This window comes from Paenibacillus sp. FSL R7-0189, assembly GCF_037969925.1.
GTDB classification, from domain to species: Bacteria; Bacillota; Bacilli; order Paenibacillales; family Paenibacillaceae; genus Paenibacillus_AQ; species Paenibacillus_AQ odorifer.
Map to the genome: position 1 here is coordinate 4,458,404 of NZ_CP150223.1, position 22,421 is coordinate 4,480,824.

Sequence of the window (22,421 nt, forward strand, 5' to 3'; positions counted from 1 at the left end):
AATGGGGGTAACAAGAATGCAAGCATGGATTACAGATTTTATGGAGCAGTTTGGTTACTTCGGTATTTTTCTGATGCTGGCCTTTGAAAATATATTTCCACCAATTCCTTCAGAAGTGATCCTGCCCTTTGGAGGATTTATGACCACTACGACGAGCTTAACGATCCCTGGTGTAATCATTGCTGCCACTGCTGGATCACTACTGGGTGCAGTAATTCTCTATTATATTGGCCGATTATTGGATGTGAGCCGGTTAGAGAAACTGGTTGAACGCTGGGGGGGTCTAATTCGCGTTACTAAAAAAGATATCCACAAGGCTGACGCCTGGTTTGATAAATATGGCTATTGGACTGTATTGTTTTGTCGGATGGTTCCGCTGGTCCGCAGTCTGATTTCGATTCCGGCGGGAATGTCAGGTATGAAATTTGGAGTATTTATGATCTTCACAACGATTGGCACATTGGGATGGAATTTGCTGCTTGTGCTTATTGGCGCGGCTTTGGGCGAATCCTGGGAAGACATTGCCATGTACATGGATGTGTACTCCAATGTGGTCTATGTACTAATTGCTGGCGGATTAGTTATTCTTGGGTTTCTGTACTTCCGCAAACGCAGCCGGAGAATGAACACTGAGGGCTAAGCGGGTGGAGGACTGATAATAGAAATGACTATTAAAAAGGAGGGAAACACATGGAGCTATTAACGATTATTAAAGCCATTATTTTGGGGCTTGTTGAAGGTTTAACCGAATTTGCTCCAGTATCCTCCACGGGTCATATGATTATTGTTGATGATATGTGGCTGAAATCACAGGAGTTATTTGGACAATATACGGCAAATACCTTCAAAATAGTTATTCAACTGGGTTCTATATTAGCGGTTGTTGTGATTTTTAGAAATCGATTCATTGATCTGTTGGGCTTAAGGCGTTTCAGCCGTAAGCAGTTGGACCCTGTAACAGAGAAGCTACCGCAGTTAGAGCAGGGCGGGCACCTCAAGCTGACACAGGTTCTGGTAGGGTTAGTGCCTGCAGGTGTGTTAGGTGTTCTGTTTAATGATTATATTGATGAGCATTTATTCTCTACCTCAACGGTGTTAATTGGTCTAGTGATCGGGGCTATATTAATGATTATTGCGGATCTGTTTGGGCCGAAGAAGATCAGAACTGAGAGTGTAGATCAGATTACATACAAACAGGCACTTGGTGTAGGTCTTGTACAGTGTTTTTCGTTATGGCCTGGATTTTCACGCTCGGGCTCGACGATTTCTGGTGGCGTAATCCTCGGGATGAGCCATCGTGCCGCTGCTGATTTTACGTTTATTATGGCAGTACCCATCATGGCAGGTGCCAGTCTGTTGTCACTGATGAAGAACTGGCAATATTTCACCATGGACGCGCTGCCGTTTTTTATTGCAGGCTTTATTAGTGCCTTCCTATTTGCGCTGTTATCGATGCGTTTCTTCTTAAAACTGATCAATCGTATCAAGCTCTTACCGTTTGCTATATACCGTATAATTCTTGCTGCTGTAGTATATTTCGTATTTTTCTAAGTCCGTTATAAGGAATCGATATAACAGAAGCCCCAGTAATCTATTGCAGATTGCTGGGGCTTTCACGTATGATGACATCAGATTAAGACACTCAAATGATGAATGATATCGGAGACAGGTGCTGACCGGAAAATAGTAATTCGGTAGGCTTAATAGGGAAATTCGGTTCGAAGCCGATGCGGTCCCGCCACTGTAACGGAAGAATCTCGAGCAACAGAGGTCACTGGCAATTTACTACTGCTGGGAAGACTGCTCAAGATGTTGACGCCGCTAGCCAGGAGACCTGCCTGTTTCAACAGCACTGCTTCACCTACGGAAGATAGGGAGGTGTTAGACGTTAACCATGGGTATATCATGGGCGTCTTTCCCTTTGACTTTTTTAGGGAAGGGCGCTCTTTTTTATAGGAAAGCAAGTAGTTTTGGAGTTTGAAATAAGAGATTGAAGAGGGAGTGTATCGAAATGACGAATAAGGTAAAAGTAAGCAATCTTGGATATCCGAGAATCGGAAAGAACCGCGAATGGAAAAAGGCACTGGAGGCATTCTGGCAGGGGAAAATAAATGAGGAGCAATTCCGCTCCGAAATGGCAGCAATCCAGCTGCAGCATTTGAAGACCCAGCAAGAAGCAGGAATTGAGCTTATTCCGGTAAATGATTTTACATTTTATGATCATGTGTTGGATGCGGCTGTTATGTTTGGAATCGTACCTCCACGGTATGCGTATGATGGCGGCGACATCGGGCTTGATCTTTATTTTGCAATGGCCCGTGGTAATGCTGAGGCTACTGCCTGCGAGATGACCAAATGGTTCAATACGAACTATCACTATATCGTTCCAGAGATCGGCACACAAACACCACGCCTGACTGAAAACAAACCTCTAGCGGCTTATCGTTTTGCTAAATCGCAGGCAGGGATTGAAGGTAAACCGGTACTTTTAGGTCTGTATACCTTCCTTAAGCTGTCCAAAGGTTACGCAGCGGCAGATATCGCCAAGATTGCTGCACGTTTTGTTCCAGTCTATGTTCAACTGCTACAGGAACTGAAGCAAGAAGGGGTAAGCTGGGTACAAATCGATGAGCCAGCGATTGTTACAGGCATAAGTAAAGAAGAATTAACACTGCTTAACTCGATATACACAGACATTGCCGGCTCCGTGCCGGGCTTGAATATTATTTTACAGACGTATTTTGAAGCTGCTGAGCCGCTGGAGGCACTGCTAGAGCTGCCTGTTCAAGGCTTGGGTCTTGACTTTGTGCACGATGGTGGAACGAATCTGGCTTCCATCGAACGTCTTGGCTGGCCGAAGGACAAATGGCTGGGTGCCGGAATTATTGATGGACGGAACATTTGGCGTTCCGATTTAGACGCTAAGCTGCAACTGGTAGAAAAGCTCAGCGTTCATGTACCGCTTGATCGTCTTATTCTTCAGCCTTCTTGCAGCCTGCTGCATGTCCCAGTCACCGTTCAAGGTGAAGTGAAGCTGAAGGCGACAGTTAAGAATGCGTTAGCCTTTGCCGATGAGAAGCTTAAAGAGCTTAGTCTGCTCGGAGCAGCCGTCGCAGATAAAGGAGAAGCTTCTCAAGCAGCGCTGGCCGCTAGTCGTGAAGCTATTGCAGCGTTCCGCGCACTACCTGAGCGTGGCCGTAAGGATGTGGCGGAGCAAGTGCTTGCACTTGCAGCTCTACCAGACCAACGCAGTCTGCCTTTTGCTGAGCGCTTAAAGGTGCAGCAAGAGAAATGGCAGCTTCCACTTCTGCCAACCACTACAATTGGTAGCTTTCCGCAGACAGTCGAAGTGCGCCAGGCGAGATTGAAATGGCGTAAAGGGGTCTGGAATCAGGAGCGTTATGATGGATTTGTTCGTGAGCAGATCGCGGATGCAATTACCTTCCAAGAAAAGCTAGGTCTGGATGTTCTGGTCCACGGCGAGTTCGAGCGTACAGATATGGTGGAGTTTTTCGGAGAAAAGCTGGATGGATACTTGTTTACTAGTAATGGCTGGGTTCAATCCTACGGTTCCCGTTGCGTTAAGCCGCCGGTGATCTACGCGGATATTGCATTTATACAGCCTATGACTGTTAAAGAAAGCGTCTATGCACAATCGTTGACGAAGCTTCCGGTTAAAGGAATGTTGACGGGCCCTGTTACTATCCTCAATTGGTCATTTGTACGTGATGATCTCAGCCGGGAAGAGGTAGCCAATCAAATTGCTCTTGCCCTTCGCCATGAGGTAAAAGCGTTGGAAGATGCAGGCATCGAAATGATTCAAGTGGATGAGCCGGCTATTCGTGAAGGACTTCCGCTAAAGGCAGAAGACCGTGAGCATTACCTGAACTGGGCAGTGAAGTCGTTCCGTGTTGCCACGAACCATGTGAAGGCTACGACACAAATTCATACGCATATGTGCTATAGCGAATTTAATGACATGATCGATTCAATATCGGCTATGGATGCTGATGTAATCTCCATTGAGACTTCACGTAGCCATGGTGAGCTGATTATCAGCTTTGAGGAGCAGGCCTATGATAAAGGAATCGGTCTTGGAGTGTACGACATCCATAGCCCGCGGGTTCCAGCTGTCGAAGAAATGACTGCGAATATCGATCGTGCGCTGCGGGTGCTTGACCCTGAACAGTTCTGGATTAATCCGGATTGCGGTCTGAAAACGCGGGGCTGGCAGGAGACAGAGGATGCACTACGTAACATGGTAAGAGCTGCTGCTATTGCGAGGGAAAAGACAGGGGTTATTGCTTCTAAATAGACTTAAATAAATTAGAGCCAGGGTAATTTACCCTGGCTTTTTAGTTCAATTATTTTTTTGTAATCAGCTACTTGATAATAATTCTCAATCTTGTTAGAATGAAAAAGAAAAAGAAGGAACCGTGGAGGGTCCCTTTAGGCATTTACTTATTTACTTTCGAAAGTTTTGCAATCTGTTTCTTCTGCGCGTTTTGGTTCTTGGGAGCTGTGGAAAGCTACGAAGATCGATTCAGCGCTGCATTTGTTCTCTTCTGCCCAGTGGGTGCAGGAGTTAACTTCACAAACTACGTCTTTTGCCATGAGGGTTCACCTCCCCTTTTAGTAATTGACAGTATCATTCAAAGAACGGCTCTGTTCAGCAAGGTGGAGCTTGTCTCAGCAAAGCCGTGTCACGCCCTCATTCATTATGAATAGAGGGTATTTGGATTTTTTTACTAGGTTAGACGTGGTAATTGTACCAAATAATGAGTTTGTAAGCAAATGAGTTCTTTAACTTTCGGGACCCCTCCCATATAAAAAATATGTCCAATAAGAGTCGCAGAAATGCGGCTTTTTGTGTATTTCAACAAGAAAAACCAAAAGAAATTTACCGAAATTCCATATTCCAGTGCAACCTTCCAAGTTTTGGGGCGTCAAAGAAATGAGAGACGGAAGAGATCTGTATAGAACATGACATTCCGTAACGTTACAATGCTAGGGATTACCACTACATTTTTGGAGGAATGAGAATGCGCAAATGGGGTCTGCATTACTTATGTTTATTAATTCTTGCGGTGGTATTGGCAGGTTGTGGCTCGGGTGATAACAATTCGGCAGCTGACAAATTAGCTAGTGACGGCGGAAATACGAGTAATTCTGCTGCAGCAACAACTGAGCAATCTTCAAAAGCTACATTAGCGGATAAGAACACCTCAGCAGAGGCTGAGACAGCAGCGGGAGGCAACGAAGCCCCAGTTGAAAAAGGTTTGACATCAGAGAACACGGATCAAGCAAACGCGGGATTTACGGGCAGTGATGTCGTGGAAGGATTGAACAAGAAGCTTATCTATCATGCCAATCTGACTATGGAAGTAGAAGACTACGGTAAAGCTCAGACTGAAATTCGAAACATGGTAACGATGGCTAAAGGATATATTATAGAGTTTAACGAGAACATGTCGCAATATGAGCAAGGGGGGACGTTTATCCTTAAGGTGCCAGCCTCCGGATTCTCTCCTTTTCTGAATAATTTGGAAAAAGTAAAACACGAATCGCTACAGCGCAGCATTCAAGGTCAGGATGTCTCGGAGGAGTATATTGATCTAGAGTCGCGTCTGAAGGCAAAGCAGTTAATGGAAGCTCAATATACTGAGTTTATGAAAAAAGCAACGAAATCAAGTGATCTGGTCGCCTTTGCAAACGAGCTTGGTTCGATTCAAGAAACGATTGAGCAGATCAAAGGCAGAATGCGATATATAGATCAGAACGTATCCTTTTCAACGGTAGAGCTTAGAGTGTACCAGACGGATGAGAGTTTAGCTGTGAAGGAAAAGGCAGAGCAAGGTCCATTGCTGGAACGCGCATCAGATGCTTTAAAAGGAAGCCTGAACGCACTATCTGTTATGTTTCAGTGGCTTTTTGTAATTCTTGCAGGCGCATTGCCGATTCTAATCGGTGTGGGCATTATTTTAGCCATCGTTTGGTTTGCCCGCAAAAATATCCGCGTACGACGGGAGCAGCAGACCCAGCGGATACGGCAGGAAAATCGGGAGCTGAACAAGGAGGTACTCCCTGCACCAGCAGAGCCAAAGGTGACAACCTCAATAAAGGATAAGAAAGCGAACGAGGACGAGAATAAAGAATAAGCTCCTATGAATTAAAAAGCCTCCAATTCATGGTATACCGTGAATTGGAGGCTTTTCTATAAGACAGTACAGTTTCGCACGTTATCGAAGATTAGGCAGGCTGGAAGAGTACACGATACTCGCCATAGCCCTCTTTCTCCAGATCCTCTTTCGGTATAAATCGCAGTGCCGCTGAATTAATGCAGTAGCGCAGGCCGTTTTCCCCTGGACCATCGTCGAAGACATGACCTAGATGGGAATCTGCTACTTTGCTGCGCACTTCTGTGCGAACCATCAAATGGCTGAGGTCCGTCTTTTCCTTCACGGCGTAATCGCGGATTGGACGTGTAAAGCTGGGCCAGCCACAACCGGAATCGTATTTATCCTGCGAACTGAATAATGCTTCACCAGATACGATATCTACATAAATGCCTTCTCCGTGGTGATCCCAAAAATCATTTCGGAAAGGTGACTCTGTAGCGCTATTCTGAGTGACTTCATATTGAAGTGGCGTCAGACGTTCTTTCAAGCTTAGTTTATCTTCTTTATGTGTCCAGTGGGTTTCGATAAAATCCTCTCGGCCGGAACCCTTACGGTAACGTTTGTAGTGGCCCGGGTTCTTACGATGGTAGCCCTGATGATATTCTTCGGCAGGATAGAAGGTTGCTGCCGGGAGGATCGGGGTAACAATCGGGCTAGCGAATCGTCCGCTTTCTTGCAAAGCTGCCTTGGAAGCCTCTGCTTGTTGCTTTTGCTCTTCAGAATGGGTGAAGATAGCCGTTCCGTAAGAGGTGCCGCGATCATGGAATTGTCCACCCGCATCGGTTGGGTCAATTTGCTGCCAGAATAACTCAAGCAGCTTGCTATAAGGGAAAATTTCTGGGTTGAACGTAATTTGTACCGCTTCAACATGTCCTGTGGTTTCGGAGCATACCTCTTCATAGGTAGGATTCACTGTATGCCCGCCAGTATAGCCGGAGACGACACTAATAATGCCTGGCAATTCCTCGAACGGCGAGACCATGCACCAGAAGCATCCACCTGCAAAGGTTGCTTTTTCCGCCTTGGAATTTATATGGTTAGTCTGATGTTCACTCATTAATATCCCTCCATTCATGTAATGCAATTAAATAGATCACAATCTAATTATAAAGCAAATAACCACAGCCTGCCAGCTTCCGCCAAATAAGCTCTCTGTTACCTAGTGTTTCTTACTTCCTGTGAACTGTAACGAAAGCTTAGTCCGGCTATAATAAGCACAATGGCATAAACAACGATGGCTATAATCGCATTTCCAGGGTTCTGGAACAGTTGATCCCCAAGGAAGGCATACAAGGCGATGCCTGGGATTTTTCCAATAGCTGAGGCAGCTAGATAACTCCAGAAGGGCAGCCCGGCTGCTCCGGCATAGATGTTAACTGCTGTCTGCGGGATAATCGGCAAGAGACGTGCAAAGACAATAGAAGCAAAGGGCCGCCGTTCTATGCCTTTTGTGAATTTTTCAAGTAGGGGAATAGAAGTCAGATAAGCTCTCGCTTGATCTTGAAATAAGAACTTCACTACGCCGAAAAGGAATGCGGCAGCAAGGGTTGTAGCTACCCAGCAAATTAAAGCACCAGCCAAACTTCCGTATGCATAACCAAAAAATCCGATGACCGCTTTGTACGGTACAACTGGAAAGAGAGCCAGTAAAGTTGCGATCCCTATAGAGCCGAAAAGATTATGATCCTCTTTCATCCAGCTAAGGATGTCATATCTGTAGATAAACGCAAGGATTGTGCCCGAAACATAAAGAATAATCGAGAACCATTTTCTCATAGCTAATATACCCTTTCTTCCACTCATTCATCTCATCATACGGGATAAAAAGTAAATTTTGAAGTGAAGATCATTGTCGGCGAACGCCAAGCAGGTATAATAGCATTTATAGAGAACAAAGAGAGAGATAAATTCTTGAATTATAAAGAGGGGAGTTAGATCAGTGATCGTTTCTGTACGCAAAAGAGTCGCCATCATCGGGATTGGCAATATCGCCCGCAAAGTATATTTGCCACTGCTCTCTCAGCATGGACAAGTTGAGGTAGTGGGGGTTCTCAGTCACTCATCCACAACAGTAGAGCAAGCTGTTAATGCCTATCGCTTTCCTAAAGGTACGACAAATTTAGACGAGCTGTTGTCTTGGGATCTGGATGCAGTATTTGTGCATAGCCCAACGACGACCCATTATGATATAGTAACAAAATGTCTCGAACAGGGGATTTCGGTGTATGTAGATAAGCCGCTGTCCTATGATCTGGAAGAATCCAGAAGGATGGCAGAGCTGGCAGAAAATAAAGGGCTGCTGCTAGGAGTGGGCTTTAATCGGCGTTTTGCCCCAATGTATGTCACCGCCAAGAGTTGGCTCGAGGAAGCTGGAGGCATTAGCCATTGCCACGCGATTAAACATCGCACGAAGCTGCAATTAGGCAGCAGCCGTGAGACTGTACATGACGACTTGATTCATATGCTTGATCTGCTGTTATGGTTATGTGGAGATCAGTATGAGCTGCTTCGCAGTAATCTTCAATCCAATGGAGAGGGGCGACTTGTCCAGGCATCTGGAATGCTGGGTTGGGAGCAAGGCTCAGTGGGGATGTATAGCATGGTTCGTGAGGCTGGTGTTGATTTGGAGAAGCTGGAGCTGCACGGTAATGGCCGTTCGGTGGAAGTGGCAGATCTGGACCAAGCCATCCTATATGAAAAAAATGCTTTGCCACGGACCCAGAGCTTTGGAAGCTGGGATACGGTGCTGGATAGAAGAGGTTTCGGTGGAGTGGTAGATCATTTTCTGAACAATATAAATACACCAGAGTTATGCAGTATTGCTGCTTCAGCAGTTCTGCCTAGTCATAGATTGGCAGCTCAGCTTGCTGAATGAGGTCTCTAAGAAAGGAGTAAAATATGGAAGACAACCGTAAATTAGTGGAGGAACAAATCATCGAAAGCTATAAGCGGGAGGAAGAGATGATGATCCTTGTATTCGCCCAGTGGTGCGTGAATCAAGGACTCGACCCGCACAGTTTATATTTGCAGGCTTATCCACAGCAAGAAGGGAATGAAGCCTTGCGAAAAGCGCTTGCCCTAACGGTTTCTGCGGAGGAAGCAGGGGATATTTCCGATGACACAGTTCTCGGCGTACTCTCCTTATTCGGAAATGATGACTTGGCGCAAATCGTGACAGAAGCGATTGCTCAAAGGGAATCTAAAGCACATACAGGGGATTGACAACGAGGATATAATGATAATGTCAGATGAACTTTTTTTAGTAAACGATGTTCATCAGGGATGAAATGTGTTAATATTATATATACTAACTAATAGTAAGTTTCGCTAGTGAGAGGTGAGAACAATGGAAGAACATCAAATTTCGATGTGTCCCAGATTTGAGACAGCCTTCTCTTTCTTAGGCAAACGTTGGAATGGACTTATTATTCAGACATTGATGAGTGGACCGAAGCGGTTTAAAGATATTTCCGGCCTCATTCCTTCAATGAGCGATAAGATGCTGTCCGAGCGGATGAAGGATTTGGAAGGTGAGGGTATCCTGGTTAGACATGTATACCCGGAAACACCTGTACGTATTGAATATGAACTAACAGACAAAGGCCGTGCGCTGGAGCCTGTTATGCAGCAGATTCAGTCTTGGGCTGAGAGCTGGGTAGAGTAGAAATCAAAGTCGTGTTGTGGCCCTTTTTCCTGAAGAACGGAGGAGGGCTTTTCAATTTTTAAATAAAAACCTTGCACAGATCGAAAAAATCTGTAATATAATAGAAAAAACGTTGTATGTTCCTTGAATGGAAACGCTTGCAGTATTGGTTTTTGCTCAAATCTACTCAGCTGGAGTACAGGCATAGCAAAACTATTAGGAGGCGAGGGAGATGAAGACCACCCTGTTTTCCCGGGAAATAACGTATGGAAAAAAGGATGTTGCTGAGCTGGAGAACGCTTCGATCAAAGTACAGCTCATCTATGACAAGACGTTGTTCATGCTGCATAGCCATCTTCCAGATTCCTTATGGGATGCGTGGATTGGTGTGCCTTACAGCATTATCTCTTCACTCTACAAAGGCAACAATGATAGCGGAACTATTTTTCAAAAATGGATTCAAAGTCCTTCTGGCTGGAAATGTATCGGCTGTGAACGGCATTGCCTGGAGTCGACGGAACCTCTTCAAGAAGTGAATATGGCAGGTAATCAACGACAATATAAGTTTCATAATGGCATTCGCCAGAGCATGGTGCTACAAGCCTTAATTTGGTCCATGTACGAGAATACCGTATTATTTAAACCCTTTTTAGGGGATGAGCCCTTTTTTGATGAAGATGATTTGCATACGATATCCTCTTATTTCGTGCCAACTTATCTTAACGATCTACGTCTACTGGAGCAGTCTAAGCCTTGTAAAGAGTACAAAGATCAGAATATACAGATTTATCAGGAATGGATATCCGCCCCTGACCTTGTCCTCAAATGGAATGGTGGCCTGACAGAAGGCAGATGGATGACCGGTGTTTATATGGATCACTCACGCTTTGCTGGTTTAGGACCTTATTTAAAGGACGCAAAGGGTAAACGAACGTATATGCAGGCTTATGTTCAATAAAAGATACAGATTTGGTGTGACCGAATAGATAAATGTAAGACAAATAACATTACTGATGCCCGTGTGGTTAACAAAAGACAGGTCGATTGTGGGGATTTATCTCCATGATTGACCTTTTTCGTTCAACAAAGAGATACAATTTTCGTGAGTACAATCACAAGTCAAAACTCCTTTCAGGGTTAAGGTGAACAGGTAGAAAAGATTTTTTCAGAACCTGATCACATATCCCGAGGAGGAACTATTATGGAAACTAAACAACCTAATGATAGAATTTCGGATTTACAGCATAAGCAATCGGTGCAACCTGGATTTACTCCAGATGCCCTGGTAAAAGATATTGTGCTGCAATTCCCAAAAGCTGCGGATTATTTCAAGTCTAAACGGATTGATTTCTGCTGTGGAGGCGCCAAACCTCTTGCTGAAGCAGCTGTAGAGCGTGGACTAGATCAAGAGATGATCATTAGTGATCTCAACAAGCTGTTCGAGGAATATCCGGTACCACAAGAAGAACTCGCATGGAACACAGCACCTTCTGCAGAGTTAATCGACCATATTGTGAGTAAACATCACCATTACCTGCGGGAAGAACTGCCCCTGATTAGCCAAAATGTAACTAAGGTATACCGGGTTCATGGCGGAGATTCACCTCATTTAGAAGAGTTATATAGTTTGTTTAATGCACTCAAGGAAGATCTGCTTCAGCATACAGCTAAAGAAGAGGAAGATGAGTTTCCAAAATTATTAGCGTATGATGCCAATCCAAGTGAAGAAGGGCTGACCACACTTCGCGAGGCATTATTTGAACTTGAGAGTGAACATGACACAGCAGGCGATATATTGAGACAAATACGCAAAATAACAGATGATTTCACCCCACCGGCTCATGCTTGTACAACCTATCGTTTGACTTATGCCCGGCTAGAGGAGCTGGAGAGCATGACTTTTGAACATGTTCATCTGGAGAATAATATATTGTTCCCTAGATTCCAGTAGAAAAAATGAGTTTTCAAAGAGTCCCTTAGGGGACTTTTTTTATATTTGAGAACAAAGCTTATTTACGTTATTCTTAAATAGACAGTATGCATAACTTACTACAAGCCTGAGACGCTGTGTGGTCATTAGGCGGGACAAGGCGGTGTCACTATGCCCACGAAATATATGTGGAGGTTGTTACTAGGATTAGTCATCGTATTCATAATAGGTGGATGTTCGACTCTTGCTGACGTTAATAATGAAGGGAATAATGGCTTAGCAGGATCAGACGGGCCTACGCTTTCGCTTATCGTTGCGGGAAATGACTTGCTGACCAACCCTTTGGACAAGCAGCTTAGCGAGAGCTACAGAAAAGGGATAACGATCTTTGACCTACTGAAAGGTAGTGGGAAGGCCACCTTTTCTGAGGATAACACAAGCATTCTAACGGTAAATAATATTTCACTCAGTCCAGGAATGAATTGGGAGCTGCAAATGGATGGGGAGACCATTGGATCTGAGGATTGGGGTCGAACCGTCGGGCATGAATCAAAATTAGTAATTACGGCGATGTCTAAGGAACAAGAGGAACCCCTTCAAATTGTGTTGTTGACCGTGAATGGCGGAAGTGAGCAAGTGAATTTGAATCATTCATATGTTATGGGATTTACTGAAGATTTAACAGTGAGAGGTTTGTTGAAGAACAGCAGTGTGGTGCAGTTGACCGAAGACAACAAAAAGGTGTTATCCATTGGTGATTATACTCCTCTTAGCAATGAAGTTTGGAAGATGAAGGTGAATGGGAAGCAGCTGCTTGAGAATGGAATGGACATGAAGCTTAGAGTGCAGGATGAATTGGAGATTTTATTGGCTATACGTTAAAAAAAGTACATAAATGCCAGATCTACGGTTATTCAGAACCTGTGATCTGGCTTTTTTTATTAGAATTTAGAACCTAACAAAGTTGTCTTATTTTTTATGTGAAAATATTCACATTTAATGTGACTGTAATCACAATCTCTCTTAAATTTTGAAATGTATAATTTCATTATGTAGAAGATAAGTTGAAGCAAAGTTCAACAAGAACGGATAAGACTGAGGAGGCACCTAACTATGGCAGCGAAGAGAGAAAAATTAGTATTAGTCGGCAACGGTATGGCAGGCATAGGTACGCTAGAGCAAATATTGAAGCTAGGTGGAGCTTATGACATTACGGTCTTTGGAAGCGAACCTCACCCCAATTATAATCGGATCATGTTGTCCTATGTTCTCGAAGGCAGCAAAACCATCAACGATATCATCCTAAACGACTGGAACTGGTATGAAGATAACAACATTACCTTGCATACAGGAACAACAGTTACGCGAATTGACGAGCATTCCAAGCAAGTAATTGCGGATAACGGTATGGCTGTTTCTTACGATAAAGTGATTATTGCAACGGGTTCGAATTCATTTATTTTACCTGTACCTGGTTGTGATAAGGAAGGCGTAGTGGGTTTCCGGGATATTGCAGATTGTGATGCGATGCTAGCTGCGGCTAAACAATACAACAAAGCGGCGGTAATCGGCGGAGGCTTACTTGGATTGGAAGCGGCAAAGGGTCTTGTGAACCTTGGCATGGACGTTACTGTAGTGCATCTGATGGAAGATCTAATGGAGCGCCAGCTTGATCGTAATGCCTCCTCTATGTTGCAAGCTGAGCTAGAGCGTCAAGGCGTGAAATTTGCCATGGGCAAACAAACAGTAGAATTGACAGGGGAACAGAGAGTAAGTGGTTTACAATTTAGTGATGGCACTACACTTGCAGCTGATTTTGTAGTTATGGCTGTAGGCATCAAACCGAATATAACTGTGGCAAAAGAAAGCGGAATTGCTGTTAATCGTGGAATTGTAGTGGACGATTATTTGCAGACCTCTATGCAGAATGTATATTCCATTGGCGAATGTGCCGAACATCGCGGAGTTTGTTACGGATTAGTAGCGCCGCTCTTCGAGCAGGGTATGGTTCTAGCTAAACATCTCTGCGGAAGCGATACAAATCCATATGAAGGTTCTGTTGTCTCCACCAAATTAAAAATTTCCGGTGTGGATGTATTTTCTGCAGGTGAGTTTATGGATTCCCCTGAGCACACTGTAATCTCAAGCAAAGATGAATGGAAGCGAACCTATAAGAAAATTCTGCTCAAAGACAATGTCATTGTTGGTGCAGTCCTGTTCGGGGATGTGACGGAATCGGCTAACCTGCAAAAGTTAGTAAAACAAGGTGCTGTAATGACTGATGAGATTTATACAGAGGTCATGGGTACGGGCTGCTGCGGAAGCGGAGCCAAAAAGAGCACATCTGTAGAAGCTATGGCGGACGAAGAAATCGTTTGTGGCTGTAATGGGGTTACTAAAAAAGCGATTGTGGATGCGGTCATAGAAAATGGTTTTACTACTGTGGACGAGATCAAAGCATGTACAGGAGCGACGCGTTCTTGCGGAGGTTGTAAACCGGTTGTAGAACAAATTTTACAATTTGTCCTGGGTGATAGTTTTGAGCAGTCTGCCAAGCAAGGTATCTGTAGCTGTACAACGCTTAGCCGGGATGAGATTGTTGCTGAGATTACAGCTAAAGGTCTTAGTACTACTAAAGAGGTTATGCATGTACTGGGTTGGAAACAAGAGGAAGGCTGCTCTAAATGCCGTCCGGCGATTAACTATTATCTGGGGATGCTAAATCCGGATACACATCAAGATGAGAAGGAATCACGTTTTGTTAATGAACGTATGGGAGCCAATATTCAGAAAGACGGAACCTATACCGTTATTCCACGCATGTACGGCGGGGTAACGACACCAGAGGATTTGAAGAAAATCGCTGATGTCTCCCTTAAATATGATGTAAAAGTTGTGAAGGTGACTGGTGGGCAACGCCTGGATCTAATCGGGGTGAAAAAAGAGGATCTGCCGAAGGTATGGGAAGAGCTCGATATGCCATCAGGTTATGGTTATGCCAAATCGCTACGTACGGTTAAGACTTGTGTGGGCTCACAGTTCTGCCGTTTTGGCACACAGGATTCGCTGGGAATGGGCGCGCTCATAGAACGTAAGTATGAACGTCTTGATTTTCCTGCCAAGTTTAAAATAGCTGTCAACGGCTGCCCACGTAACTGTGCGGAATCCTGCACGAAGGATATTGGCATCGTCGGTAATGACGGCGGTTGGGAAGTATTTATCGGTGGTAACGGTGGGATCAAACCACGGATTGCTGATTCCTTCTGCAAAATTAAGACCGATGAAGAGTTGATCGAAGTGTGCTCCGCTGTGATGCAATATTATCGTGAGACCGGTAATTATTTGGAGAGAACCTCCGAGTGGGTTGAGCGTATGGGACTTGAGCAGATTCAAATGGTCATTTTGAATAATGAAGATAACCGCAAAGAGCTGGCCGCACGGATTGACTTTGCTCTGACTCAGGTGACGGATCCTTGGAAAAAAATGCTCAATGACAGTAGCACTCGTACTGCGCTTTTTGAAGAAACAAGAGTCTAGCGGATATAACGCACACAGAAGGGGAGAGACCAATGAATAAGACCACACAAACGTATGCAATAGGCTCAGTACAGGATTTCCTGCTGCAGATTGGCCGTGTAGTGATAGCTGGAGATGTTGAACTGGCTGTATTTCGTGCCTCTGACGGAGCCATCTATGCAGTAGAGAATCGTAGTCCTCATCCTAAGGGTGGCCCGCTTGCGGAAGGGATCGTGTCAGGTCACTATCTGTACGATCCGCTGTACGATTGGAAAATCGATCTGCGCACGGGCGAGGTGCAGGCACCTGACCAAGGTAGTGTTGTGACTTATCCAGTCACTCTGGACGGAGAGAAAGTTACAGTAAGCGTGTAGACACCGAAGCTGGTAGTAATAGATTTAATAGAAAACGGTGGGGTGGAGTGTTATGTTTACGCAAAGTGTGGAGAGCATCGTAGAAACGGCAGTCAGTAAGCGGGACAAAATGAATGAAAGCTTACCAAGATATTTTCTAGCAGCCCTGTTGGCAGGTGCATATGTAGGCATTGGGATTATCCTTATTTTCTCTCTAGGAGCACCGCTAGCAGCTGCTAAATCTCCTTTCCAACCGCTTATTATGGGTACATCCTTCGGCATCGCCTTGACGCTTGTAGTATTTGCAGGCTCAGAACTGTTTACTGGGAATAATATGTTTTTTACTGTAAGTACACTGGCAGGCAGAACCAGTATCTGGGATACGGTTAAGAACTGGATTCTTGTATTCATCGGAAATGTGGTAGGTGCAGTGATTTTAGCGCTTTTAATTCGTGGGACTGGGTTGTTCAGTGCTGCGCCGCCAGAGCATTTGATCTTTACAGCCGCTGCTAAAAAAATGAGTCTCCCGTTCTCTGAGCTGTTTTTTCGTGGAATCCTATGTAACTGGCTGGTCTGTTTAGCGCTATGGATGTCCTCACGTGCTAAAAGTGAATCTGCTAAGCTAATTTTAATCTGGTGGTGTCTGTTCGCCTTTATCGCAAGCGGATATGAGCATAGTGTGGCTAATATGACTCTGCTTAGTGTTGCTGTGTTGCTCCCGAATCATCCGGAAACCATTACGATAGCTGGATGGCTGCATAATATGATCCCTGTAACTTTGGGGAATATCATTGGTGGGGGCGTATTTGTCGGCATGGCCTATTGGCTGATCTCACCAGTGCGTGGTACTCGCAATAACCGTTAAATCCATTTTTAATTAACTATATTAGAGCTGAACCGATCTTGGGTTTAGCTCTTTTTTTGTTGAATATAAAAAAAAGACACCTGCATTAGGCGCCTTGGACCACTCTATTTTATATTATGCAGAATAATTGGGTCATGTATGTTTCATTGAGGTGAATAGAGGGTATATTATAACGGAATTAGATCCGGCAGATTTCGTTCGGACACAGTTCGCAGTGGCAAATTTCTTGCAGCATGCCAAGGTCCTTGATGACAATCATACCGTTCTCATACTCAACAGCATCTTTTTTACGCAGGTCGCTCAGCATCCGGTTAACACTTTCACGAGTGGCACCGATCATGTTGGACAAATCTGTATGCGTAATTTTTTTGTTGATAAGGATATTCTCACCATCGCTGCTCTTCTCACCATAGGTATTGCCAAGACGAATGAGCGTGGAGCATAGTGCACCAGGTTTGCCGTACATCATTAGATCACGGAATTTAGTTTGGGTGAGACGGTGATGAATACCCATCCATTTCATAAAGTCGATAGCAAAGTCACAATGTTGGCAGATGAGAATTTCTAGATCCTTTTGTTCGATGACGCCAACTTCACTTTCTTCAATCACTTCGGCTGTAAAGCTATGCTTAGTGCTGAAGAATGGATCTGCTTGACCTACCATATCGCCAGCTTGATACATATAAAGAATGAGTTCTTTACCTTCATCAGTAGATTTAGTTAATTTCACACGTCCACGTTTGATATAAAACAATTTATCCGAGTAGTCGCCTTCCCAGAATAGATGTGAACCCTCTGGAACTATGCGCTCTTTCATTGTAACTAGAAGTCTGTTGAAATTCTGTTCGGAGAAACAGTTTGTATTTCCGTGGGCTTCGATAACATTGTAATGTTCTTTTAGCATAATCGACATCCCCTTTATTCCCTCAGTTTTTCAGTAAATTTTAAATTAATTATACCTTGAAAATCCCTCGAATTGGTTATAAAAAATCGTTTAAAAGTGTCGAATTTTCAACATTGTGATAAATTTCACTTCTAAAGTGTTCGATGTAATATTCTTTTTAACTAAAAAAGAGTAAGTGATCTCACGTTTATGATATATGAACAGCGGCTATCCATTATTCTCAAATACTGGGTTAATCGCTGTTTTTTTGCGTCCCCGTTAGATTGTAACATATAACACAGTTGAAATTCATGTTAAAGAAATTAGTTTTATCTCAACTCCGTATAAATGCACACATCTTCATTACGGTCGGACATTGGCTCTATTGCTATGCAGCGATATCCTGAAATTGGAGCAAAAATCAGGAGAAGGAGAAATCATATATGGCTAAAGTAGCAGACAAATATCTTAAGGTTGATCCGTGGGCAATTATTGAAGAGGGCTTTGATCCAGAAAGAAATCGGACTTCGGAATCTATTTTTTCATTGGGTAATGAATACATGGGTGTACGCGGATATGCAGAGGAAGGGTATTCAGGTGACACCCTGCAAGGAAGTTATTTTAATGGATTAAATGAACAATTGGATATTGGCAATCACTATAAAGGGATTATTCGCTCGCTGAGATATATGGTGAATGCGGTGGACTGGCTGTATACACGTCTATCTGTAGATGGTGAACAGCTTGATTTAGCAAAAAGCAACGTAACAGATTATGTGCGCAAGCTGGATCTTCGTAAGGGTACGTATCGGAGAGAGCTAATCTGGCATCTAAACGATGGCAAGTCGCTAAAAGTAGTCTTTACACGTCTGGTCAGCATGACTATGTCTCATTTGGGGTTGCAGCGGGTGGAGTTTGAACCCCTTAATTTCTCAGGGAGCGTGGACATTTGTGCAGGTCTTGATTTCGGCATTATTCATGAAGAACGCGGCGAATGTATGTGGAACAGTCTCCGCAGCGGAGTAAGTGGAGCGTCCTCTGCTATTATGGCCAGTACAGTGAACACTGGGAATAAGCTGTTCTCAAGCTTTACCTTACAATCCTCGCAGCCGTTGCAGCTCACTGCTACTGAGAGTGATAAGTTTATTGGACAAAATTTCACTCTGGACCTTACGGAAGGAGAAGTTTCCTATTTTACCAAACTGGTTATGAACTATTCGGATAGTGATTCTGCCCATACAGCTGAAGAACTGTGGAACAAAGGTCTGTCTCTTGCTGAAACAGCAAGCCAATTGACAGATACCCAAATAATCGCTGATCAGACAGCTTATTGGAAGGGCATCTGGGAGACAAGTGATATCCGAATTGAGGGCGATCCTGAGAATCAGCAGGGTATTCGTTTCTGTATCTTCCAGCTTTATCAGACCTATCATGGCGATCATCCCGGATTTAATATTGGTGCCAAAGGGCTGACGGGTGAAGTATATCGTGGGTTGGCTTTTTGGGATACAGAATCCTATTGCTTACCGTTCTATATGTTCAATAATCCAAGGGCTGCCCGGAGCTTATTGGAATTCAGATATAAAACATTGCCGCAGGCTATGCAGCGCGCTAAAGAGGTGGATTGTGAGGGAGCCTGCTATCCAATTGCTACTATAGATGGAACAGAAAGCTGTGATCTCTGGCAGCACTCTAATCTTCAGCTTCATGTAGGGACTGCTGTTTCTTATGGCATTTGGCATTATGTCAAAAATACCGGTGATAAAAGCTTCCTGCACAGTAAAGGGGCTGAGATGCTGATTCAGATCAGCAGATTCTATGCTACACGTGGCCAATGGGGGCAACGCAGCGGGGAATATGGTTATTTTGGCGTTATGGGCCCTGATGAGTTCCAATTGATGGTCAATAACAACTGCTACATTAATCTGATGGCTCAACAATCTTTTGAATACACCCTAGAGACTCTTCGGGAGATGAAAGAACAGGCTCCTGCTGCTTTTGCAGCTGTGGTAGAGAAAACAGAACTTCATGACGAGGAACTCACCGATTGGGAAAACAAGGCGCAGCATATGCGGATTCCGGTTGACGAAGTGACAGGAGTTTATGAAGAGCATGATGGGTTCTTCGATATGCCACATATTGATATTCATTCGATTCCTGTTACAGAATTCCCGTTATATTCGAACTGGTCATATGATCGTTTATATCGCTATGACATGATTAAGCAGCCGGATGTACTTATGTTTATGTTCTTGTACAGCGGACAATTCTCTAAAGAAGCGAAGCTGGCGAACTATGAATATTACGAGCCTAGATGTATTCATGAGTCTTCGCTGTCACCTTCGATCCACTCCATTTTGGCGAGTGAAATCGGCAAACCCGAGGAAGCATATTCGTTTTTTGAATTTGCTACTCGACTGGATTTAGACAACTATAACCGTAATACCCGTGAAGGGCTGCATACTACCTCAATTGCAGCTGCTTGGATGAATATTGTTTACGGCTTTGGTGGAATGCGTTCGGATAGAGCACGTCTGTCCTTTCAGCCAACCCTGCCAGAACGCTGGGATGAATATAGCTTCCAAGTATTGTATGAAGGAGTGCTTCTGAGAATTGCGGTCGACAAAAATTCAGTAACAATCACTGCGGTTAATGGTGGAAGTACCGAAATTATAGTGTACGGACAGTCGATTACAGTGGATGCTTCCGGGAAGACGCTTCCGCTAGGCGAAGGGATGCTGGCAGGATGAACTGGATCGTAAAGGAGAGTTGTTTTGATAAACAGCTTGTGACGACGAACGGTAACAAATATATGTTAGGCAACGGCTACATGGGGTATCGCGGCACACTGGAGGAATTCAGTAAAACTGAGCTAGTAGCTGTCACCCTCGCAGGACTATATGACAAAGAGGGGGACAAATGGAGAGAACCAGTTAATGCCCCTAATGGATTGTTGACCAAAGTTTTCTGTAATGATCAGCTCTTAAGTGTGCTTGACTGTGAACCGGTCGTTCATACTCAGGAGCTGAATATCCGAAATGCCATTCATCATCGGAGCACTGAATATGCTGTATCTGACGGTGGGGCGTTGACGTTTACCGCAGATCGTTTCGTAAGCCAGGATAATCTTCACTTGCTCGTTAGTAAATACTCTATTCGCAGTACTCAAGACTGCCGAGTAGCGATTGAGACGGGAATTGACGTAGATGTGTGGGATATCAATGGGCCTCATCTTTACGGACAAAAGGTACAGCTCAAGGACGAGGTGCTGATCTCTTCTTCTGTTAGCGGAGAATTGAAGATTCCGGTTGTTGTGGCGGAGAGGGCGTATTTCAGTTTTGGTGAGGAGCTACTGGAAGATGGGGCTGCTGTTCGCCGGATTTCTTTTGATGCCCGTGCGGGTGAGACGTATGAATGGTTTAAGTATGTAGCAGTCTATACTGGACTTGATGCGGATCAGCCGGAGACGGAAGCTGTTAAATCTGTCCATGCTGCTGAGGCGTTGGGTTATGAGGCGTTATTTAAGGCTCATCGTCTGTTATGGGACGAGAGATGGTCACACAGCGATGTAATCATCGAAGGTGATGAAGCTGCCCAATTTGCCTTGAGATATAGTATCTATCAGCTGTTAATCATTGCCCCTACAGTTTCGGAGAAGGTGTCTATTCCAGCCCGGGGATTATCGGGTCAGGTATATAAGGGAGCTGTATTCTGGGATACGGAAATGTTTATGTTGCCGTTTTTCCTGCACAGTGATCCTAAGGTAGCGCGGAACTTGATGATGTACCGGATTCATACATTGGATGGTGCTCGCCGTAAGGCAGCGGAATATGGATTTTTGGGCGCATTTTATGCTTGGGAAAGTCAGGATACGGGAGACGATGCCTGTACGCTGTTTAATGTGAACGATGTATTTACAGGCCGGCCGATGCGGACCTATTTCCGCGATAAGCAGGTTCATATCAGTGGTGACGTTGTGCATGGGATCTGGAAGTATGTTCAATTCACAGGCGATGAAAGTCTGCTTACTAGTGGAGGAGCTGAGGTGATCTGGGAATGCGCTCGCTTTTTCTACTCTTACGCTTACTATAATTCGGTTAAACAGCGGTTTGAGATTCTGGATGTAACAGGTCCGGATGAATATCATGAGCGTGTGAACAATAATGCTTTTACCAATGCACTGGTTAAAGAGACGCTGGAGATTGCCTTGCATACGGCAGCTTTGCTGCAAGAGAAGTATCCTGAGGCCTACGGTCAATTGTCCGCTCCGTTTAGCTCAGGGCCATTCCTGAAGGAGTTCAAAACGATGCTGGATAGCTTTTATGTTCCACAGCCTGATCCTGCCAGTCTTGTTATTGAACAATTCGACCGGTACCTCACCTTGGAGGATGTAGAACTAACAGAACTGAAATCACGTGTGCTTAATAAAAATGAGTATTTTGGCGGCGGCAATGGCTTAGCTACCACCACAACCATACTTAAACAAGCAGACGTTGTGTTGATGCTGAATCTGTTTAAACACTCCTTTAGCAAGGAAGTGAAACAAGCGAACTGGGGATTTTACGAACCGCGTACGGAACATGGATCAAGCTTAAGCCCTTGTATCTACGCTTTGGTAGCTGCTGATATTGGTTCACCGGATTGGGGCTATCCGTATTTTATGCGTACGGCTACCGTCGATCTCACCGGCGAATCTAAGCAATATGTAGGGGATCTCTACATCGGAGGGACTCATCCAGCTGCGAATGGTGGTGCTTGGATGGCTGCGGTTCTTGGCTTTGCTGGGCTGGACTACGACGGAGGGGTTGTGCACATCAATCCATCTCTGCCGCAACATTGGCAGTCCGTTCAGCTTCCGGTTACACTGCGCGGCGATGCCATCCAACTGCGGATCAGTAAGGATGAAGTCACTGTGATCACAGCTGCTGATTACAGTGGAGACTTAGTATTCTCGGTGCAAGGCGGAGAAGGCAAGTCGTGCTCTGCTGGTGAGAACCTTCGACTGGCTTTGTCGAAACAGGAGTATAAATATTAATACACAACGGAGAGGAA

General features: G+C 44.5%; 19 protein-coding genes and 1 riboswitch. Of the genes, 15 read left to right on the forward strand and 4 right to left on the reverse strand.

What is annotated here, in order from left to right:
* Window positions 1-16: 16 nt before the first annotated feature.
* The 3 genes from MKY63_RS19325 to metE all read left to right on the forward strand — a co-directional run bounded on the left by MKY63_RS19325 (window position 17) and on the right by metE (window position 4,315).
* On the forward strand, window positions 17-640 hold the full coding sequence (locus tag MKY63_RS19325) for a DedA family protein (RefSeq protein ID WP_036682974.1): 624 nt from the start codon (window positions 17-19) through the stop codon (window positions 638-640).
* A 50-nt stretch (window positions 641-690) separates the two neighbouring features.
* Window positions 691-1,551 (forward strand): undecaprenyl-diphosphate phosphatase, encoded by an 861-nt coding sequence (locus tag MKY63_RS19330; RefSeq protein ID WP_036682972.1) that lies wholly within the window; start codon window positions 691-693, stop codon window positions 1,549-1,551.
* Window positions 1,552-1,650: 99 nt separating this feature from the next.
* Window positions 1,651-1,857: riboswitch (cobalamin riboswitch) on the forward strand.
* A gap of 154 nt (window positions 1,858-2,011) precedes the next feature.
* Window positions 2,012-4,315 carry a 5-methyltetrahydropteroyltriglutamate--homocysteine S-methyltransferase gene (metE, locus tag MKY63_RS19335; RefSeq protein WP_076104363.1) on the forward strand — a complete coding sequence of 768 codons (2,304 nt, stop codon included), beginning with the start codon at window positions 2,012-2,014 and terminating at the stop codon, window positions 4,313-4,315.
* Window positions 4,316-4,461: 146 nt separating this feature from the next.
* Here the strand turns inward: metE and MKY63_RS19340 are convergent, their stop codons facing one another.
* Complete coding sequence (locus MKY63_RS19340) at window positions 4,462-4,614, reverse strand: DUF1540 domain-containing protein (protein WP_076098619.1); 153 nt, start codon at window positions 4,612-4,614, stop codon at window positions 4,462-4,464.
* Between the two features lie 428 nt (window positions 4,615-5,042).
* Between MKY63_RS19340 and MKY63_RS19345 the strand changes: the two genes are divergently transcribed.
* Window positions 5,043-6,158 carry a DUF4349 domain-containing protein gene (locus MKY63_RS19345; protein ID WP_076141630.1) on the forward strand — a complete coding sequence of 372 codons (1,116 nt, stop codon included), beginning with the start codon at window positions 5,043-5,045 and terminating at the stop codon, window positions 6,156-6,158.
* A gap of 91 nt (window positions 6,159-6,249) precedes the next feature.
* On the opposite strand, the gene msrA is transcribed toward MKY63_RS19345, so the two are convergent.
* Together msrA and MKY63_RS19355 are read right to left on the reverse strand one after the other, a co-directional pair.
* Window positions 6,250-7,236 carry a peptide-methionine (S)-S-oxide reductase MsrA gene (gene msrA / locus MKY63_RS19350; protein WP_038572566.1) on the reverse strand — a complete coding sequence of 329 codons (987 nt, stop codon included), beginning with the start codon at window positions 7,234-7,236 and terminating at the stop codon, window positions 6,250-6,252.
* A 98-nt stretch (window positions 7,237-7,334) separates the two neighbouring features.
* Entirely contained in the window at window positions 7,335-7,955 is a 621-nt protein-coding gene (locus MKY63_RS19355; protein ID WP_076098621.1) for a VTT domain-containing protein, read from the reverse strand.
* A gap of 163 nt (window positions 7,956-8,118) precedes the next feature.
* Between MKY63_RS19355 and MKY63_RS19360 the strand changes: the two genes are divergently transcribed.
* The 9 genes from MKY63_RS19360 (at window position 8,119) to MKY63_RS19400 (ending at window position 16,486) form a co-directional block, all read left to right on the forward strand.
* The gene (locus MKY63_RS19360) at window positions 8,119-9,054 is read left to right on the forward strand and encodes a Gfo/Idh/MocA family oxidoreductase (protein WP_036682963.1); all 936 of its coding nucleotides are present in this window, start codon (window positions 8,119-8,121) and stop codon (window positions 9,052-9,054) included.
* A gap of 23 nt (window positions 9,055-9,077) precedes the next feature.
* A complete protein-coding gene (locus MKY63_RS19365; protein WP_036682960.1) occupies window positions 9,078-9,401 on the forward strand; it encodes a hypothetical protein in 324 nt (107 codons plus the stop codon).
* A gap of 124 nt (window positions 9,402-9,525) precedes the next feature.
* A complete protein-coding gene (locus tag MKY63_RS19370; protein ID WP_036682958.1) occupies window positions 9,526-9,843 on the forward strand; it encodes a helix-turn-helix domain-containing protein in 318 nt (105 codons plus the stop codon).
* A 211-nt stretch (window positions 9,844-10,054) separates the two neighbouring features.
* Window positions 10,055-10,780, forward strand: a complete 726-nt coding sequence (locus tag MKY63_RS19375) for a hypothetical protein (protein ID WP_076098623.1) — start codon at window positions 10,055-10,057, stop codon at window positions 10,778-10,780.
* Window positions 10,781-11,077: 297 nt separating this feature from the next.
* Window positions 11,078-11,773, forward strand: coding sequence for an iron-sulfur cluster repair di-iron protein (gene ric, locus MKY63_RS19380; protein WP_038574702.1), 696 nt, complete (start codon window positions 11,078-11,080; stop codon window positions 11,771-11,773).
* Between the two features lie 150 nt (window positions 11,774-11,923).
* On the forward strand, window positions 11,924-12,634 hold the full coding sequence (locus MKY63_RS19385) for a hypothetical protein (RefSeq protein ID WP_036682955.1): 711 nt from the start codon (window positions 11,924-11,926) through the stop codon (window positions 12,632-12,634).
* A 231-nt stretch (window positions 12,635-12,865) separates the two neighbouring features.
* Window positions 12,866-15,289 (forward strand): nitrite reductase large subunit NirB, encoded by a 2,424-nt coding sequence (nirB, locus tag MKY63_RS19390; RefSeq protein ID WP_036682952.1) that lies wholly within the window; start codon window positions 12,866-12,868, stop codon window positions 15,287-15,289.
* A gap of 32 nt (window positions 15,290-15,321) precedes the next feature.
* The gene (gene nirD / locus MKY63_RS19395) at window positions 15,322-15,642 is read left to right on the forward strand and encodes a nitrite reductase small subunit NirD (protein WP_076104367.1); all 321 of its coding nucleotides are present in this window, start codon (window positions 15,322-15,324) and stop codon (window positions 15,640-15,642) included.
* A gap of 52 nt (window positions 15,643-15,694) precedes the next feature.
* Window positions 15,695-16,486, forward strand: a complete 792-nt coding sequence (locus MKY63_RS19400) for a formate/nitrite transporter family protein (protein WP_036682946.1) — start codon at window positions 15,695-15,697, stop codon at window positions 16,484-16,486.
* A gap of 178 nt (window positions 16,487-16,664) precedes the next feature.
* Here the strand turns inward: MKY63_RS19400 and MKY63_RS19405 are convergent, their stop codons facing one another.
* Complete coding sequence (locus MKY63_RS19405) at window positions 16,665-17,390, reverse strand: Crp/Fnr family transcriptional regulator (protein ID WP_036682945.1); 726 nt, start codon at window positions 17,388-17,390, stop codon at window positions 16,665-16,667.
* A gap of 422 nt (window positions 17,391-17,812) precedes the next feature.
* Between MKY63_RS19405 and MKY63_RS19410 the strand changes: the two genes are divergently transcribed.
* Window positions 17,813-20,119 (forward strand): glycosyl hydrolase family 65 protein, encoded by a 2,307-nt coding sequence (locus MKY63_RS19410; RefSeq protein WP_076141629.1) that lies wholly within the window; start codon window positions 17,813-17,815, stop codon window positions 20,117-20,119.
* Entirely contained in the window at window positions 20,116-22,404 is a 2,289-nt protein-coding gene (locus tag MKY63_RS19415; protein WP_076141628.1) for a glycosyl hydrolase family 65 protein, read from the forward strand. The genes MKY63_RS19410 and MKY63_RS19415 overlap by 4 nt, the downstream gene beginning before the upstream one ends.
* Window positions 22,405-22,421: the final 17 nt, after the last annotated feature.

Bases quoted from the DNA above. Each gene is read 5' to 3' on its own strand.
- metE (WP_076104363.1), top strand. From the start codon at position 2,012: ATGACGAATAAGGTAAAAGTAAGCAATCTTGGATATCCGAGAATCGGA.
- MKY63_RS19410 (WP_076141629.1), top strand. From the start codon at position 17,813: ATGGCTAAAGTAGCAGACAAATATCTTAAGGTTGATCCGTGGGCAATT.
- msrA (WP_038572566.1), bottom strand. From the start codon at position 7,236: ATGAGTGAACATCAGACTAACCATATAAATTCCAAGGCGGAAAAAGCA.
- MKY63_RS19400 (WP_036682946.1), top strand. From the start codon at position 15,695: ATGTTTACGCAAAGTGTGGAGAGCATCGTAGAAACGGCAGTCAGTAAG.
- MKY63_RS19415 (WP_076141628.1), top strand. From the start codon at position 20,116: ATGAACTGGATCGTAAAGGAGAGTTGTTTTGATAAACAGCTTGTGACG.
- MKY63_RS19330 (WP_036682972.1), top strand. From the start codon at position 691: ATGGAGCTATTAACGATTATTAAAGCCATTATTTTGGGGCTTGTTGAA.
- MKY63_RS19405 (WP_036682945.1), bottom strand. From the start codon at position 17,390: ATGCTAAAAGAACATTACAATGTTATCGAAGCCCACGGAAATACAAAC.
- MKY63_RS19340 (WP_076098619.1), bottom strand. From the start codon at position 4,614: ATGGCAAAAGACGTAGTTTGTGAAGTTAACTCCTGCACCCACTGGGCA.
- nirD (WP_076104367.1), top strand. From the start codon at position 15,322: ATGAATAAGACCACACAAACGTATGCAATAGGCTCAGTACAGGATTTC.
- MKY63_RS19345 (WP_076141630.1), top strand. From the start codon at position 5,043: ATGCGCAAATGGGGTCTGCATTACTTATGTTTATTAATTCTTGCGGTG.
- MKY63_RS19370 (WP_036682958.1), top strand. From the start codon at position 9,526: ATGGAAGAACATCAAATTTCGATGTGTCCCAGATTTGAGACAGCCTTC.
- MKY63_RS19355 (WP_076098621.1), bottom strand. From the start codon at position 7,955: ATGAGAAAATGGTTCTCGATTATTCTTTATGTTTCGGGCACAATCCTT.
- nirB (WP_036682952.1), top strand. From the start codon at position 12,866: ATGGCAGCGAAGAGAGAAAAATTAGTATTAGTCGGCAACGGTATGGCA.
- MKY63_RS19385 (WP_036682955.1), top strand. From the start codon at position 11,924: ATGCCCACGAAATATATGTGGAGGTTGTTACTAGGATTAGTCATCGTA.
- MKY63_RS19325 (WP_036682974.1), top strand. From the start codon at position 17: ATGCAAGCATGGATTACAGATTTTATGGAGCAGTTTGGTTACTTCGGT.
- MKY63_RS19375 (WP_076098623.1), top strand. From the start codon at position 10,055: ATGAAGACCACCCTGTTTTCCCGGGAAATAACGTATGGAAAAAAGGAT.
- MKY63_RS19365 (WP_036682960.1), top strand. From the start codon at position 9,078: ATGGAAGACAACCGTAAATTAGTGGAGGAACAAATCATCGAAAGCTAT.